This is a genomic window from uncultured Sulfitobacter sp., from assembly GCF_964021855.1.
GTDB lineage: Bacteria > Pseudomonadota > Alphaproteobacteria > Rhodobacterales > Rhodobacteraceae > Sulfitobacter.
Genome location: NZ_CAXHZD010000007.1, coordinates 1 through 15,035, shown reverse-complemented (window position 1 = coordinate 15,035; position 15,035 = coordinate 1). Strand labels below are relative to the sequence as shown.

The following is a 15,035-nucleotide window of genomic DNA, read 5'->3' as shown; positions in this document are numbered from 1 at the left end:
GTGCCAGCACCCACAGCCCGGTGAAGCAAGGCGGACGTTATGCAGTTATAGGTTGTGCTAGACTCTCAAACAACCCAAAAGCCCCTGAATCGCAAGATATTGTTGCAAATGATGAAACAATGAGAGCCATAAAGATACCCCGCAAGCTTAAGAAGCCTCAGGATACACCAAAATCGCTCTAAAATCGTTAACGTTTGTCAGGGTCGGACCCGTCACAATCTGGCTGCCAACTTGTTTGAAAAAAGCATGTGCATCGTTGTTTTTCAATGCGTTAACAGGGTCGACGGGAACATTTTTGGCCTTGCTAAGGGTGCTCGGCCCAATACATGCGCCCGCAACCTCGTCCGCGCCGTCAACACCGTCCGTATCACAGGACAGCGCCCAGATATTTGGCGCACCGTCCAAAGCCAATGCCAATGCGAGGCAATACTCGGCGTTCGGGCCGCCGATACCATCGCCGCGCCGCGTCACGGTAAGCTCACCACCCGACAGCATCACGACAGGCGGATCACCTGCCTTCAGCTTGGCCTGTGTTGCACGTGCAAGTTGTGCGTGCTCGTGGGCGACATCGCGCGCCTCGCCTTCCAGATCATTGCCAAGCCGGACAACATCCAATCCCATCGAACGGGCGTGCTTCTCGGCGGCATCCAGCGACTGCTTGGGGGCTGCGTAAATCTGGTTCGTCACACGGGACAGTCGCGTGTCCCCGGGCGTGACCACCTGCGATCCCTGCGCAAGTGCGGCGCTGACAGAAGGCGGCACCGCGATATCCCACTTGTCCAAGATGGCCAGCGCATCCGTGACCGTGCTGGCGTCACCCACCGTCGGCCCCGATCCGATCATCGCCATATCGTCACCCGGCACGTCGGAAATCATCAATGCCAACATTTGCGCGGGGTACGCCGCCGCAGCAAGCTGCCCGCCTTTGACGCGGGACAAATGCTTGCGCACCACGTTCATCTTTTGGATCGGCGCGCCAGACGCCAGCAGACTTTGGTTGACCTCCTGTTTCTCGGCGAGCGTTATTTCACCCGAAGGTACCACCAACAAAGCCGACGCGCCGCCTGAGATCAACGCCAAAACAAAATCACCCTCGCCCAAGCCCTCTAGCAACGCAATCATACGCTGTGTGGCTGTGACCCCCGCCTGATCCGGTACAGGATGCGCCGCCTCGACGATCTCGATCCCCTGACAGGGCCGCGCATATCCATAGCGGGTGATCACCAGCCCCTCGCAGGGGCCCCATTCGGCCTCGACCGCCTCGGCCATGCGCGCGCTGGCTTTGCCTGCGCCGATCACCACAACCCGCCCCGCAGGGCGCGACGGCAAAAACCGCGCCAGACTTTGCATCGGGTCGGCCACTTCGACGGCAACATCGAACAAGTCGCGCAAAAGCGTTTCTGGGGTGATCGTTGCCATCGCTTTACCTAAAACCCCACCGCGCAGCCGTCTTTGCGGTGGTCAGACCCGGCGACATACCCGTCACCCTGCCGCGCAATCAGCTGCGCACCGCCAAAGCCAAAGGCGTTATCAGGTGCTTCACGAGTGATCTTGTGGCCCATGCTTTCCAGCGCGGCGACGGTCTCATCCGGCATGGTACTTTCCACCGCCACCTCAACCCCCGCGACAAAGCGCCAGCGCGGCGCATCACTGGCAGCTTGGGGCGATTGCCCATGCACCATCATCCGCGTCACCATTTGCACATGCCCCTGCGCCTGCATCGGCCCACCCATGACGCCAAAGCTCATCAGCGGGGCACCATCTTGCATGACAAAGCCGGGGATAATCGTTTGGAACGGCAGTTTGCTTGGCCCGATCTGGTTTGCGTGACCGGGGGTTTCTACAAACCCTGCCCCGCGATTTTGCAGGCTGATCCCTGTATCAGGCACAACAACGCCCGACCCAAAACCCATGTAGTTCGATTGGATCAACGACACCATTTTGCCCGACGCATCCGCCGCCGTGATATAAACCGTGCCGCCATGCTTTGGCGCGCCTTCAACAGCGGTTTTCGCCTTGTCAGGGTCAATCTCTGCCGCCCGCCGTGCCAAATACGCAGGGTTCAACATCTCGCTGGGGGTCACATCCATATGGGCGGGATCCGCTACAAACGCTTCGGCGTCGGCAAGGCCCAGTTTGATCGCTTCGATCTGCAAATGCAGCGCTTGCGGGCTGTCGGGGGCGTGGCTTGCAAGATCGAAATGACCCAGAATACCAAGCGCGCTAAGCGCGGCAATGCCCTGCCCGTTTGGTGGAATTTCATGCAAGGCCACGCCAGCATAGTCTTGGCTCAAGGTGCCGCACCAATCGGGGCTATGATCAGCCAAATCAGACATCGCCAAGGCCGACCCGTGGCGCGCTGCATCCGCAACGATCTGTTCAGCCAGAACACCGGTATAGAAAGCAGCACCTTTGGTTTCGGCAATCAGCTTTAGCGATTTCGCCTGCGCGGGGTTGCGAAATATCTCGCCTGCTTTCGGCGCGCGGCCATTGGGCAAAAAGCATTCTGCGAACCCCGGTTGCTGGCCCAAAGCCTTGCCCGCAATCTCCCAAAGCCGCGCGATAATCGGCGACACGGGGAACCCGTTTTCGGCATAGTCTATTGCAGGGCCAAACAGGGTTTCAAACGGCAACGCCCCGAACCGATCGGACAGCGCAACCCAGCCTGATACCGCCCCCGGCACCGTCACGCTGCCCCACCCGCGTTCTGTCACTTGGGTCGCCGTCAACCCCGCTGGCGATCTGCCCGACGCGTTTAACCCGTGCAGCGCGTCGCCATCCCACAAAATCGCGAATGCGTCACTGCCAAGGCCATTGCCCGACGGTTCAACAACCGTCAGCGCAATCGCGGCAGCAAGGGCCGCATCAATGGCGTTTCCGCCCTTGTACAGCATCGAAAGCCCGGCTTGTGCGGCCAAAGGTTGCGATGTTGCGACCACATTACGGGCCAGCAAAGGACCGCGGCGAATATCATAGGGTGTATCAAATTTCATACCCCATCCTGCGACCGGAATTATGCCGGACGCAAGCAGATAAATCGCATATTATGGCAGTTCAGAAATGATGCGGTTTCCCGCACCCAACTTATGCAGTCTGATCAATCAACCGCTGGCGCGCCGCTGCATATTCAGTCGCAAAGCGTTGAACCAATTCGGCTGCGGGCACCACTGACTTAACAGCGCCAATGCCCTGACCTGCGCCCCAAATCTCTTTCCAGCTTTTGGGTTTTTCACGGTCGGTCCCGAAATTCATATTCGACGGATCTGACCGCTCAAGGTTGTTGGGGTCCATGCCTTGCGCCTCGATCGACGGCTTGAGGTAGTTGCCCCAGACACCGGTAAACAGGTCGGAATAGACAATATCCGATGCGCCTGAATCCGCGATCATCTGTTTGTAGCGTTCATCTGCATTGGCTTCCTTGGTCGCGATAAATGCAGACCCGGCATAGCCGCCATCAGCACCCATCGCCTGCGCCGCCAGCAAGCTGGCACCACTTGCGATGGCACCGGACAAGAACAACGGCCCATCAAACCATTCGCGAATTTCCTGGATCAAGGCCAGCGGCGACAACGCGCCCGCATGCCCCCCTGCCCCGGCCGCCACTGCGATCAGGCCATCGGCCCCTTTTTCAATCGCCTTATGCGCAAAGCGGTTGTTGATCACATCATGCAACACCACGCCGCCCGCACCATGGGCCGCATCGTTCAGCCAGTTTTGCGCACCCAGCGACGTGATCCACAACGGCACCTCGTGCTTCACGCAAATTTCGACATCGCGTTCCAGCCGCGCGTTCGATTTATGCACGATCTGGTTCACCGCATAGGGTGCCGCCGGATTGTCGGGGTTTGCTTGGTTGTGACGGTCCAGCTCTTCTTTGATGCGGGTCAGCCAGCGGTCCAGCTCGATCGGTTCGCCTTCGGCCTCGCGGGCGTTTAGCGCCGGAAAACTGCCGACGATCCCGGCCTTACATTGGGCGATTACCAAGTCTGGGTTCGAGATGATAAACAGCGGGCTGCCAATCAGCGGAATGCGCAGAGTGTCGAAAATTGCGGGTAGCGTCATGGGGGTTCCTCCGGGAAGCGTTCTTTTGCCTGCAACTTGTCAGGGCTTGGCTGCTTAGGGAATGACAAACGTTGCGTCCGCTATCCCCCAAGCGCATCATTTCGTCTAAACGGCCTCGATGATCGTGACGTTGGCGATGCCGCCGCCCTCGCACATGGTTTGCAACCCGTATTTCTTGCCCCGCGCATGCAGGCTGTGCACCAGCGTCGTCATCAACCGCGCCCCCGACGCCCCCAACGGATGGCCAAGCGCAATCGCACCACCGTTTACGTTCAGCTTTTCAGGATCGGCACCGGTGTGTTTGAGCCACGCCATCGGGATCGGCGCAAAGGCTTCGTTCACCTCAAACAGATCAATATCGTCGATCTTCATCCCTGCGCGTTCCAACGCACGGTCCGTGGCGGGCAATGGTTCTTCTAGCATGATCACAGGATCACCCGCCGTCACCGTCAGGTTCACAATCCGCGCCTTGGGGGTCAGGTTGTATTTTTTCAACGCCGCTTCGGACACGACCAACACGCCTGCAGCACCATCGCAAATCTGCGACGCATTCGCGGCCGAGATCATGCCGTTCGGGTCCAGCAGCTTTACGTTTGAAATAGTCTCTAATGTGGCATCATCGCGAATGCCCTCGTCGCGGGTATGCATGCCGCCTTCGACGGCCAGCGGCACGATTTCAGCATCAAACGCGCCCGCATTACTGGCCTCCGTTGCCCGGCGGTGGCTTTTCAATGCAAAGCTGTCCAGTTCCTCGCGGTTAAACCCGTGCTTTTGCGCGACCATCTCGGCCCCGATAAACTGGCTAAAGTTCTTGGTGCCATAGCGTTCCGCGATACGGTCACTAAACGGCCCCTCGCCCAAACCCGCCTTGGCGTGCAAGGTCACGTTCGACATCATCGGCACGCGGGTCATGCTTTCGACACCCATGGCCACCACCACATCTTGCGTACCGGACATGACCGCTTGGGCCGCGAATTGCACCGCTTGTTGCGAACTGCCGCATTGCCGGTCGATCGTCACGGCGGGCACCGATTGGGGCAGCTTGGACGCCAGCACACAGTTGCGCCCAAAGGCGAATGATTGCTCCCCCGCTTGGGTCACACAGCCCACGATCACATCGTCGATGATTGCCCCATCAATGCCACTGCGCGCAACCAGTGCGTTCAACACTTCGGCCCCCAGATTTGCCGGATGCCAGTCCCGCAAAGCACCCCCGCGCCGCCCACCAGCCGTGCGAACTGTTTCAACGATATATGCGTCAGCCATGGTTTTCCCCTCCCGGAAAGATCGTTACTTCGGTGCCATACGGATCGCGCCATCAAGGCGGATCGTTTCCCCGTTCAGCATCGGATTGTCGATGATTGCGCCAACCATTTTGGCGTATTCCGATGGGTCACCCAAACGGCTGGGGAACGGCACTTGTGCGCCCAGCGACGTTTGCGCCTCTTCGGGCAGGCTGGCCAGCAGCGGCGTCAGGAACAGACCCGGCGCGATTGTCATCACGCGGATACCATAGCGCGCCAGCTCGCGGGCAATCGGCAGGGTCATGCCCACAATACCGCCCTTGGACGCGGCATAGGCGGCTTGCCCGATTTGTCCGTCAAACGCGGCAACCGACGCGGTGTTGATGATCACGCCGCGTTCTTCCCCGATGGGGTCAGCCTTGTGCAGCGCCGCCGCGAATTTCGACAAGACGTTGAACGACCCCAAAAGGTTGACGTTGATTACACTGGCAAAGCTCTCCAGCGGCAGCGCGTCGCCTTCGCGGCTGACAACCTTGGCCGGTGGTCCGATGCCCGCACAGTTCACCAAGATACGCGCCTTGCCATGCACACCTTCGGCATCCGCAATCGCGGTCGCCACGGCGTTTTCATCTGTCACATTGACCTTGAAAAAGGTGCCGCCAATCTCGGCGGCTTTGGCCTCGCCCATCTCGGCGTTCATGTCAAAGATCGCGACCTTGGCACCGGCCTTGGCCAGCATTTCAGCTGTAGCGCCGCCCAAACCAGATGCGCCGCCTGTTACAATTGCCGCTTGCCCTTGAAGTTCCATAGTCTGTCTTCCCCCTGGCAGCCTGCGCCGCCCCCGATATTGAATTTGACGGGAATGTTGCGCGGGGCGCGGGGGAATTCAATCGAAAAGCCGGAAAGATGCAGAATAATACGCAGCCCGCTACTGGACTACCTTGGCCCCTTGGGCAATCGTCGGCGGCGCATTATTCAGCTGCTCAATCGCAAAACCGGCAGCCGCTTTATACCGCGCCATAAAGGCGTTGCGTTCTTCCTCGGGGACCACATCATTGATGTCGGTAAACTCACCTCCGCAGCGATCATTCACCATGTTCAACAGGCCAAACGGCCCTGCCCCACGGTTGCGCAGGATCAGCTCTGACACAGGGCCGCACAGCGCGTCATCATATGCTTTCAACGCGGCGGGTGTTACACCATGCTCCAGCATAAACGCCCCGATTGTGCGGGCATCTATGATCGCCTGGCTGGCCCCGTTTGACCCGGTCGGGTACATCGCATGGGCGGCATCCCCCATCAACGCCACAGACCCATCGACCCAAGTCTCAACTGGATCACGGTCGATCATCGGGTTTTCATAGGCAATCTCGGCACCGTTCAACAACGCAGGCACATCAAGCCAATCATAGGTCCAGCCCTCGAAATGATGGATGAAATCCGAAACCTTGGCGGGCTTGTACCAGCCGCTTTTACGGTCTTCGGTTTCGTCAAACGTGACTTCGGCGATCCAGTTGATATCGGCATAGCCCTGATCATCCACCTGCGAAATCGGATAGATCACCATCCGTTGCAGATGCGTGCCCAGCCCGATAAAAGACGATCCCGTCCGGCTGGGTTTCGCCCGCGTCGTACCGCGCCACATCAATGCACCACCCCAATGGATCGGCGGCTGATCGGGGTGCATCTGCGCGCGGATCGCCGAATGAATACCATCCGCACCAATCAGCAACGTGCCTGTTTCAACGCTCTCGCGGCCATCGGCGTGGGCGATCTGTGCGCTGACTGTTCCGTCGTCATTTTGCGTGTAACCAGTGACCTTTGCCCCCAATTGCACGGCATCGCGGCCAGCGCGTTCAATCAGCGCGTCATACATCAGCATATGCAGCTTGCCCCGGTGTGCCGCGTATTGCGGCCAGTTATAACCCGCTTCGGTCCCGCGCGGTTCGGCGTATATTTCCTGCCCCTGCTGCCCGACCAAAGCCCATTCACGCGCGGGCAATCCGACCTGATCCAGATCGGCGGCGGTGATGCCCATATCAAACAACTCGCGCACGGCGTTTGGCTGGATATTGATCCCGACGCCCAAGGGCTTCAGTTCGCGCACCGATTCAAACACCGTGCAGCGCACGCCAATCTGATCAAGCGTCAAGGCAAGGGCCAGCCCACCAATGCCACCACCAGCGATCAGGACATGGGGTTGGGACATAATACTTACCACCTTTGAAAAAATTTAGGATGTGTTAGCAGATCACCGCGACGGGTCAAACCCGCCCTCGACGCCCACCGCCTTGTTCGCCAATGCGATAAACTGCGCACGCTCGGCATCCGATAGCCCGCTCAGGATGTCGCTTTGCAGGTCACTGATAATCGGCGCGGCCTTTCGCAAAATCGCCCTCCCCCGCCCCGTCAACGCGACCTGCCGCGCGCGTTTATCCTCGGGGTTGATACTGCGGGTGACCCAGCCTTTACGCTCCAGCCGGTCAACCACACCGCCGATGGTCGCCCGATCATAGGCGATGTGATGCGCAAGGCGGGCCTGATCGATGCCGGGCGTGTCGTGAATCGTCTGCAGGGCCGCAAACTGCACCGACGTCATATCGATACCCGCCGCCTTCATCCCTTCAGAAAACGTGGCGGTCGAAAGCTGGTGCAGCCGCCGGATCAGATGGCCGGGCATCGCGGTTAAGGGCATGTGTCACCTCTAATTGATATGTATACTTATCATATTGACGCGGTCATGAAAGACCTCTTATAGTAAGTGTACTTATTAATCTGGAGGGGCAAGATGCAGTATCACCTGAATGGCTTTCGCACCGGCAGCCCCGACATCGCGCGCCCCATCGGCACCGGCCATCCCACCACGCCCCCGGCACAGGTCGACGTGTTGATCGTTGGCTGCGGCCCCGCCGGGCTGACCCTTGCGGCGCAGCTGTCCGCTTTTGGCGATATATCGACCTGCATCATCGACCAGAAATCCGGCCCGTTACAAATGGGTCAGGCCGATGGCATCGCCTGCCGCTCGGTCGAGATGTTCGAGGCCTTTGGCTTTTCCGAACGGGTCCTGCGCGAGGCCTATTGGGTGAACGAAACAACGTTCTGGAAACCTGACCCTACGCAGCCCGACCATATCGCCCGCAGTGGCCGTATCCAAGACACCGAAGACGGGCTGTCGGAAATGCCCCATGTGATCCTAAGCCAAGCGCGGGTGCATGATTTCTACCTTGATGTGATACGCCAAGGCCCGCGGCGGTTGGAACCGCATTATGATCGCAAATTTATCAGTCTGACCCGCGACGACAGCGCCGATTATCCCGTCACCGTGACCATTGAACACAAGCCCGACGGCCCGGACCCTGTTATCGAGACGATCCATGCCCGCTATGTCATCGGTTGCGATGGCGCGCGCAGTGGTGTGCGCCGCGCGATTGGGCGCGATCTGTCTGGCGATGCCGCCAATCAGGCATGGGGCGTTATGGATGTGCTGGTCGAAACCGACTTTCCGGATATCCGGCTGAAATCCGTGATCCATTCCGCCACTGAGGGCTCCGTTCTGATCATCCCGCGCGAAGGCGGATATCTGGTGCGGCTTTATATCGAGCTGGACAAGCTGAACCCGGATGAGCGCGTCTCGCAGAAAAACATCACTGCACCGCAACTGATCGCCGCCGCCCAGCGGATCATGGCCCCCTATACGTTAGAGGTGAAAGAAATTGCGTGGTGGTCGGTGTACGAGATCGGCCAACGCCTGTGCGACCAGTTTGATGACGCTGAAAACGATACCGACCCACGGGTGTTTATCGCAGGCGATGCCGGTCACACCCACAGCCCCAAAGCCGGGCAAGGCATGAATGTCTCCATGGGCGATGCGTTTAATCTGGGCTGGAAACTGGCGGCGGTCCTGCGCGGGCAATCTGCCCCCGCACTCTTGCACAGCTATTCCTCTGAACGTCAGGCCATCGCGCAGGAGCTGATCGACTTCGATCGCGCCTTTGCCAAGATGTTCAGCGCACGGCCTAAGACAGCGCAGGATGCCGGGCAAGACACGGTCGATCCCGCAGAGTTTCAGCGCTATTTCCAAAAGCAGGGCCGCTTTACCGCCGGAACCTCCCTGCATTACGGCCCCTCCGCACTGATCAGCGATGCGCGGCACCAACATCTGGCAAAAGGGCTGGTTGTGGGTATGCGTTTTCACTCAGCGCCCGTGATCCGCGTTGCAGATGCAAAACCGGTGCATCTGGGGCATATGTTAAAGGCGGATGGCCGCTGGCGTATTCTGGCATTCGCTGGGCAAGACGACGATTTGCAGGCGCTATGCGGCTATTTAGGGTCGAAATCCTCGCCCATCGTCAAAATGACACCCGATGGTGCTGACATCGATTCCGTCATTGATCTGCGGGCCATTTATCAAACCCAGCACCGCGATATCGACCTGCGCAGTCTGACACCGCTGCTGCTGCCCCAAAAGGGGGAACATCGCCTGACGGATTATGAAAAGATATTCAGCGCTGATCCGTCATCCGATATTTTCGACATGCGTGAAATCGACAGGGCAAAGGGCTGCATCGTGATCGTGCGACCCGATCAATATATCGCCGAAATTCTACCCTTGGACGCATATGGTGAATTGTCGGAATTTTTTGAAAGGGTCCTGACGCCTTAGGCCCCTCACCCCGGTTTTTGCGCCAATTGCCATTTGATCCGCACAAACCCCATTTGCAGCGCGAGCCCCACGAAAACGAACCCCATGTCAAAGATCCACGGATCGTAAATCAACGCCGCTTTGATCGACTGACCCAGTATGGACAACACCGTCCCAAGCGCGAAACAGGCCAGCCCAAACCGCCCCATCAGCTCAACGGGCCAGACCCAACGGCTGGCCGACAGGCGCAGAACCCACGTTTGCGTCGACAGGAAATAGACCAGCGCCAAAAGATGCAGCAACCGCGGCGCAGCAAGGAAGGTTTTGTCGAAACTTGTGATGTAGAAGGGAAAGCCGTGGTCGCGCAGGAACGAAAGACCGGCCCGACCATAGAACTGAACGATATCAATTTTCATCCACGCCAGAACAAAGACCAAAAACGCCAGCGACATCCATTTCGCCCACGCTGCATTCGGCACAAGCCGCCTGCCGGATTTCAACCGCATCCCGGTGGCCAGACCAATCGCAAATAGAAACTGCCACGCAAACGGGTTAAAAAACCACCCGCCCGGGTTGGGAAACGCAGGGATATTCAGCCGGGTTTCGCCAGTAACAACCCACAACAACAACGACCCACCCAGCATGACCCACATATTGCGTTGCGCGACCAAGATCATGACCGGCGTCATTAGCAGCAAAGCCGCATACATCGGCAGGATATTCAGATACCCGAACTGATGCCCCAAAGTGGCAATGCCGATGGTAGCCTGAACAGGTGCCTCGATCCACGGGGCGACATTGTTGATACCCCACATCTTTTCAGCACCAAACCAATACGCGGACCCCATCATAATCGCCAAGCTGATCATCGTAATGACCAAATGCACCGAATACAGCGTCCACGCGCGACCCCAGCATTTCACCACCGCCCGCCAAAGCGGCAAGCGCACAAATGCCATCGGATAGGCCAAGCCTGCCGCCATGCCGGACATAAACACGAACCCCTCGGCCGCGTCAGAAAAGCCGAAGTTGCGGTTTGTAAAGACCTCAAGCGGATTGCCCGGCACGTGGTTGATGAAAATCATCACCAGCGCCAAGCCGCGAAAGAAATCAAGACGCGGGTCGCGCGCGGACACAGGGTGGCTGGCTAGGGGCATGGGTGCAGACATTTCAGGCTGGAACAGGCGCGGAATGCGCAGCGGGCGAGGCGAATGAAACCGGGGTTTGCGCCCATTGGCCCATGATCCGATGATGATCCGCAATGACACGCGGCAAGGACAGTTCTTCTGGTGTGGCAAAAACCACCCCGTCCGAGGGCTGCGATGTGAACCAGATCACCACAGGTGCCAGCAGCAGCGGAATACCAATCGGCAACACCCAAAGCAGCAGGTTAGCGGCGAAACTATAGGTCAGGAAAATAACCCCAATCCCCCAAAGCTGTATCCACCACCCCGCGGCAAAGGCCTCGGTCAGGGTCAACCGACCATCGCCGCGGGTTTGCGCGGGCCAACCGCCGTCACGCCCGCTAAGCACCTGAAGCACGGCGCGGGTTTGCCACATCAGCATGATCGGCGCATTGATCGACGACATCACCAATTCCCGCAGCATCCCCCGTAGGGCGGTCAGCGCCCCGCCAAATTGCGACACCCGCCCACGCAGGGCAGCATCCAAAAGGATCAGCACCTTGGGAAGGACCAGCAAACCAAACACCCCAACCGCAACACCGACCGCTTTTGAGGTTTGATCAGACGGGAAAACCGGAAACAGTTGAAAGGGTTCTGGGAAAAAATCAGGTTCGGGCGCGGTTGCCGTGGCGTATAGATTTGACGCTAAGAACATCATCCAGAACAGCGGCGCAATATAGCTGAGGATCCCTTGGAACAGCGCAAACCGCGACCAGGCTTTCAACCCCGGCGCGGAAATCACGCGGACATGTTGCAGGTTTCCCTGACACCAACGCCGGTCACGCTTGGCAAAGTCGATCATGTTTTCCGGCCCTTCTTCAAAGGAACCTTCAAGATCGGGATCGACACGCACCACCCAGCCAGCACGCGCCAGAAGGGCGGCCTCGACATAATCATGGCTTAGGATATGGCCGCCGAAGGGGGGTGGGCCAGACAGTTCGGGCAATGCGCAGCTTTCGGCAAAGGCGCGCACACGGACCAAGGCGTTGTGCCCCCAAAACGCCCCCGTGGCCCCCTGCATCGCGGCCTGCCCTTGGGCAAATACGGGCGAATAAAACCCGGCCGCAAACTGCATCGCACGGCCAAACCGGGACCGCGCGCCAATAATCCGTGGCAAGGTCTGCAGCAGCCCCAGTTCTGGCGCGGCCTGCATCCGGCGCACCATCTCCGCTATGGTCGCCCCTTCCATCAAACTGTCCGCATCCAGGATCAGCGCAAAATCGTAATTCGCCCCAGAGGTTTCAAAGAATTCCTGAATATTGCCAGCTTTGCGCCCAGTATTGCGATGGCGACGGCGATAGAAGAACCGTCGTGCTTTGCCGTTAGCCTTGCGGGCATCCTGCTGGCGGTCCTCCCACAGATGAACAAACCAGCGTTCCTCCTCGGCCGCCACAGCGGCATCTTGGGTGTCTGACAGGATCGCGAAATCAAAATGATCCGTCAGCCCAAGGCGTGCGATGGCATCATCCATCGCGGCCACGCGGGCGAAAACAGCGCCGGGGTCTTCGTTATAGACGGGCATAAGGATTGCCGTGCGGCTAGTAATCGGCGTTGTCATCGGGGCAGCAGCGCGACGCATGGCGATCAGCCCCTCGACCGATTGCATCGCACCCCAAGCCAGCCAAAACGTCGTGATAAACACCAACGCGGCGCGCACCCCGTCGACCAGCTGATAGCCATCCGCCGAACCGAACTGCAAAAACAGCGCAGCCGCACCGGTGCCAAGGCCAATGCTCATCACCAATGCAAAGACACGCGCCGAAAGCACGCTGCCCGAAAAGGATTTAGCGTTCATTTACGAGCGGCCACGCGCCACAAAGCCAAAGCTGTGCGCGATGACAGACATCACCCGCCGCAACCCGCGTTCCGCGCTATCGACAACGGTGACGCGCGGCAGTTCAATCACCTGCCGTGGCATCGCCAAGGGGGCATCGGGCAAGGCACCATCGCGCAAGATTGCCGCTTTGCGGAGTTCAAACGCAGAGAGGTCGGATCGTGAATTCATAGCACTCTGGGTACTCATGCGCGCATCCATTGATAAATCCATGTTTCGGTCAGCTTCCGACCAAAACCCGCGACATGGGCAACCAGTTCCACAAGACGTTCATTTCCGCCATCAACATCGATCACAAGCCGCCATTTGGTGGTGTTTTCGATCTTGGACAGGGCAATGTGCTGGATTTTACCGTGCGACAGGGTCACCACAGGCTCCATCTCGGCATCTGGCGGCAGATCGGCCATCAGGCCACCGTCAAAATCGATCACAAACTTGCGCAGCGATGCTTTGGCACCAGAGACACCCGACGTCCCCCCCTGCCCCGCCAGCGTGTTCACAATCCACGCGCGGTCGCCGTCACGGTTGGTGCCAAGTGTCCCCCACCGCAAACGATATGAATATTCGCGGCTTTCGCCAGCGCGCGGTTTTTCCGACGGCACCCAAAAGCTGACGATGTTGTCATTGCCTTCAAGGTCGGACGGGATTTCAACCAACCGTATCGCACCCGCACCCCACTCGCCCTTTGGTTCGACCAAAACCGACGGGCGATCTTGGTATTGCGCGCCTGCATCTTGGTAATCAGTGAAATCACGGTCGCGCTGGATCAGGCCAAAGGACTTGAGGTTCGGTTCGTTCAGATAGGTGCTGGCCAGACGCGGCGGATTATTCAGGGGCCGCCACAAGACGTCACCATCGGTGCGCACCACCATCAACGCATTGCTGTCATGGACCTGAGGGCGATAATCATCGAATGTATCGCTGTTCTTTTCATCGAACAGGAACATCGATGTCAGCGCGGCCACGCCCAACTGTTCCACATCCTTGCGGAAATGCAGCTTGGCCGTGACGTCGATGGTTGTTTCAGCGCCCGGCCGGATCACAAAACGGTAGGCCCCCGTGCAGGACGGGCTGTCGAGTGCGGCATACACCACGACGTTTTCCTGCCCCGCCTTCGGGCGTTCCAGCCAGAATTCGGTGAACCGTGGGAATTCCTCTTCGCGGCCAAGGCCTGTGTTGATCGCAAGCCCCCGCGCCGACAGGCCATAGCTGCTATCCCGCGCCAAGGCGCGGAAATACGACGCGCCGACAAAGGCGATCAGCTCATCAAACATATCGGCCCGGTTCAGGGGCGTGTTCAGGCGAAACCCGGCGACGCCCGGCAATTGCGCATGCTGCGGCACCCGTGGGGCAAGGTCTTCGTAATACAGAAAATCATCCGTGGAAAAGCCCATCGGCGTTTGCACCCCGTCCACGACCTCGTGAATGGCGACGGTTTGCTTGTACAGCCACCCCGGGTGAAAGGCGTGCAAACGGAACAACCCACCATCATCCTGCCACCGCGACCGTTTCGGATCGAACTGGATTTTGCGGTAATCATCATAATCAAGGTTTTCGATGACCTCTGGCGCGTCACCGCTTGGCACATACTCAGCCTCAGACGCCCGTTTCATCTGCGCGTCGAGCCATTCAAACGAGAACGGTTGCGGCACCGCGGGCGCTGTTGGTTCAACAGCGGCCTCACTCTCGGTCGCCACGATATCCTGCGCCATTGCACCGCGCGACAACGCAATGACAGCGACAGAACTGCCAAGCGCGCCCAAGAGGCTGCGGCGGGTCAGAGGGAACAGATCCTGCTTAGGGGATCCAGGTTTATTTAACATTGAAACCCAATAACTTAGTTAAAGAAAGATGGCCCAAGCCCAAACGACTCAGTCGCAGGACAAATCCATGTTAGATGATCCATTATGTCCGGTTTCGATGCGCCGCCACAGAAATATGCAGAACCGATTGAGAACAAGCGAGTTTTCGCAAATCCGCCCCGTCTGAACAGGCGAGTTTCGGCACGTATGGGCAAGTATCCACACCACCGGGGTTATAATCGCGGGGAAACGTGCCACGTTATCCGT

The 15,035-nt window shown here is 58.7% G+C and carries 12 protein-coding genes; 1 reads left to right on the top strand and 11 read right to left on the bottom strand.

Features of this window, described 5'->3' with window-relative positions; all coding sequences use genetic code 11:
* Window positions 1–147 precede the first annotated feature (147 nt).
* From AADJ11_RS17575 to AADJ11_RS17545, 7 genes are all read right to left on the bottom strand, one after another.
* A complete protein-coding gene (locus tag AADJ11_RS17575) occupies window positions 148–1,419 on the bottom strand; it encodes a glycerate kinase (RefSeq protein ID WP_341235743.1) in 1,272 nt (423 codons plus the stop codon).
* 8 nt (window positions 1,420–1,427) lie between these two features.
* On the bottom strand, window positions 1,428–2,993 hold the full coding sequence (locus tag AADJ11_RS17570) for a gamma-glutamyltransferase family protein (protein WP_341235742.1): 1,566 nt from the start codon (window positions 2,991–2,993) through the stop codon (window positions 1,428–1,430).
* A gap of 91 nt (window positions 2,994–3,084) precedes the next feature.
* Window positions 3,085–4,062 (bottom strand): nitronate monooxygenase family protein, encoded by a 978-nt coding sequence (locus AADJ11_RS17565; RefSeq protein ID WP_341235741.1) that lies wholly within the window; start codon window positions 4,060–4,062, stop codon window positions 3,085–3,087.
* A 105-nt stretch (window positions 4,063–4,167) separates the two neighbouring features.
* Window positions 4,168–5,328: an acetyl-CoA C-acetyltransferase gene (locus AADJ11_RS17560; RefSeq protein ID WP_341235740.1), complete on the bottom strand. Its 1,161-nt coding sequence runs from the start codon at window positions 5,326–5,328 to the stop codon at window positions 4,168–4,170.
* 24 nt (window positions 5,329–5,352) lie between these two features.
* A complete protein-coding gene (locus AADJ11_RS17555; RefSeq protein WP_341235739.1) occupies window positions 5,353–6,114 on the bottom strand; it encodes an SDR family NAD(P)-dependent oxidoreductase in 762 nt (253 codons plus the stop codon).
* A 120-nt stretch (window positions 6,115–6,234) separates the two neighbouring features.
* Window positions 6,235–7,515 carry a flavin-dependent oxidoreductase gene (locus tag AADJ11_RS17550; RefSeq protein WP_341235738.1) on the bottom strand — a complete coding sequence of 427 codons (1,281 nt, stop codon included), beginning with the start codon at window positions 7,513–7,515 and terminating at the stop codon, window positions 6,235–6,237.
* Between the two features lie 42 nt (window positions 7,516–7,557).
* Window positions 7,558–8,001, bottom strand: coding sequence for a MarR family transcriptional regulator (locus AADJ11_RS17545; RefSeq protein ID WP_341235737.1), 444 nt, complete (start codon window positions 7,999–8,001; stop codon window positions 7,558–7,560).
* 93 nt (window positions 8,002–8,094) lie between these two features.
* Here AADJ11_RS17545 and AADJ11_RS17540 point away from each other — a divergent pair, with 93 nt between their 5' ends.
* The gene (locus AADJ11_RS17540) at window positions 8,095–9,969 is read left to right on the top strand and encodes an FAD-binding monooxygenase (protein WP_341235736.1); all 1,875 of its coding nucleotides are present in this window, start codon (window positions 8,095–8,097) and stop codon (window positions 9,967–9,969) included.
* A gap of 5 nt (window positions 9,970–9,974) precedes the next feature.
* On the opposite strand, the gene AADJ11_RS17535 is transcribed toward AADJ11_RS17540, so the two are convergent.
* The 4 genes from AADJ11_RS17535 to AADJ11_RS17520 are packed head-to-tail and all read right to left on the bottom strand — an operon-like array spanning window position 9,975 to window position 14,789.
* Entirely contained in the window at window positions 9,975–11,105 is a 1,131-nt protein-coding gene (locus AADJ11_RS17535) for an OpgC domain-containing protein (protein WP_341235735.1), read from the bottom strand.
* Window positions 11,106–11,118: 13 nt separating this feature from the next.
* A complete protein-coding gene (mdoH, locus tag AADJ11_RS17530) occupies window positions 11,119–12,927 on the bottom strand; it encodes a glucans biosynthesis glucosyltransferase MdoH (RefSeq protein WP_341235734.1) in 1,809 nt (602 codons plus the stop codon).
* A complete protein-coding gene (locus AADJ11_RS17525; RefSeq protein ID WP_341235733.1) occupies window positions 12,928–13,155 on the bottom strand; it encodes a hypothetical protein in 228 nt (75 codons plus the stop codon).
* On the bottom strand, window positions 13,152–14,789 hold the full coding sequence (locus AADJ11_RS17520; protein WP_341235732.1) for a glucan biosynthesis protein G: 1,638 nt from the start codon (window positions 14,787–14,789) through the stop codon (window positions 13,152–13,154). The genes AADJ11_RS17525 and AADJ11_RS17520 overlap by 4 nt, the downstream gene beginning before the upstream one ends.
* Window positions 14,790–15,035: the final 246 nt, after the last annotated feature.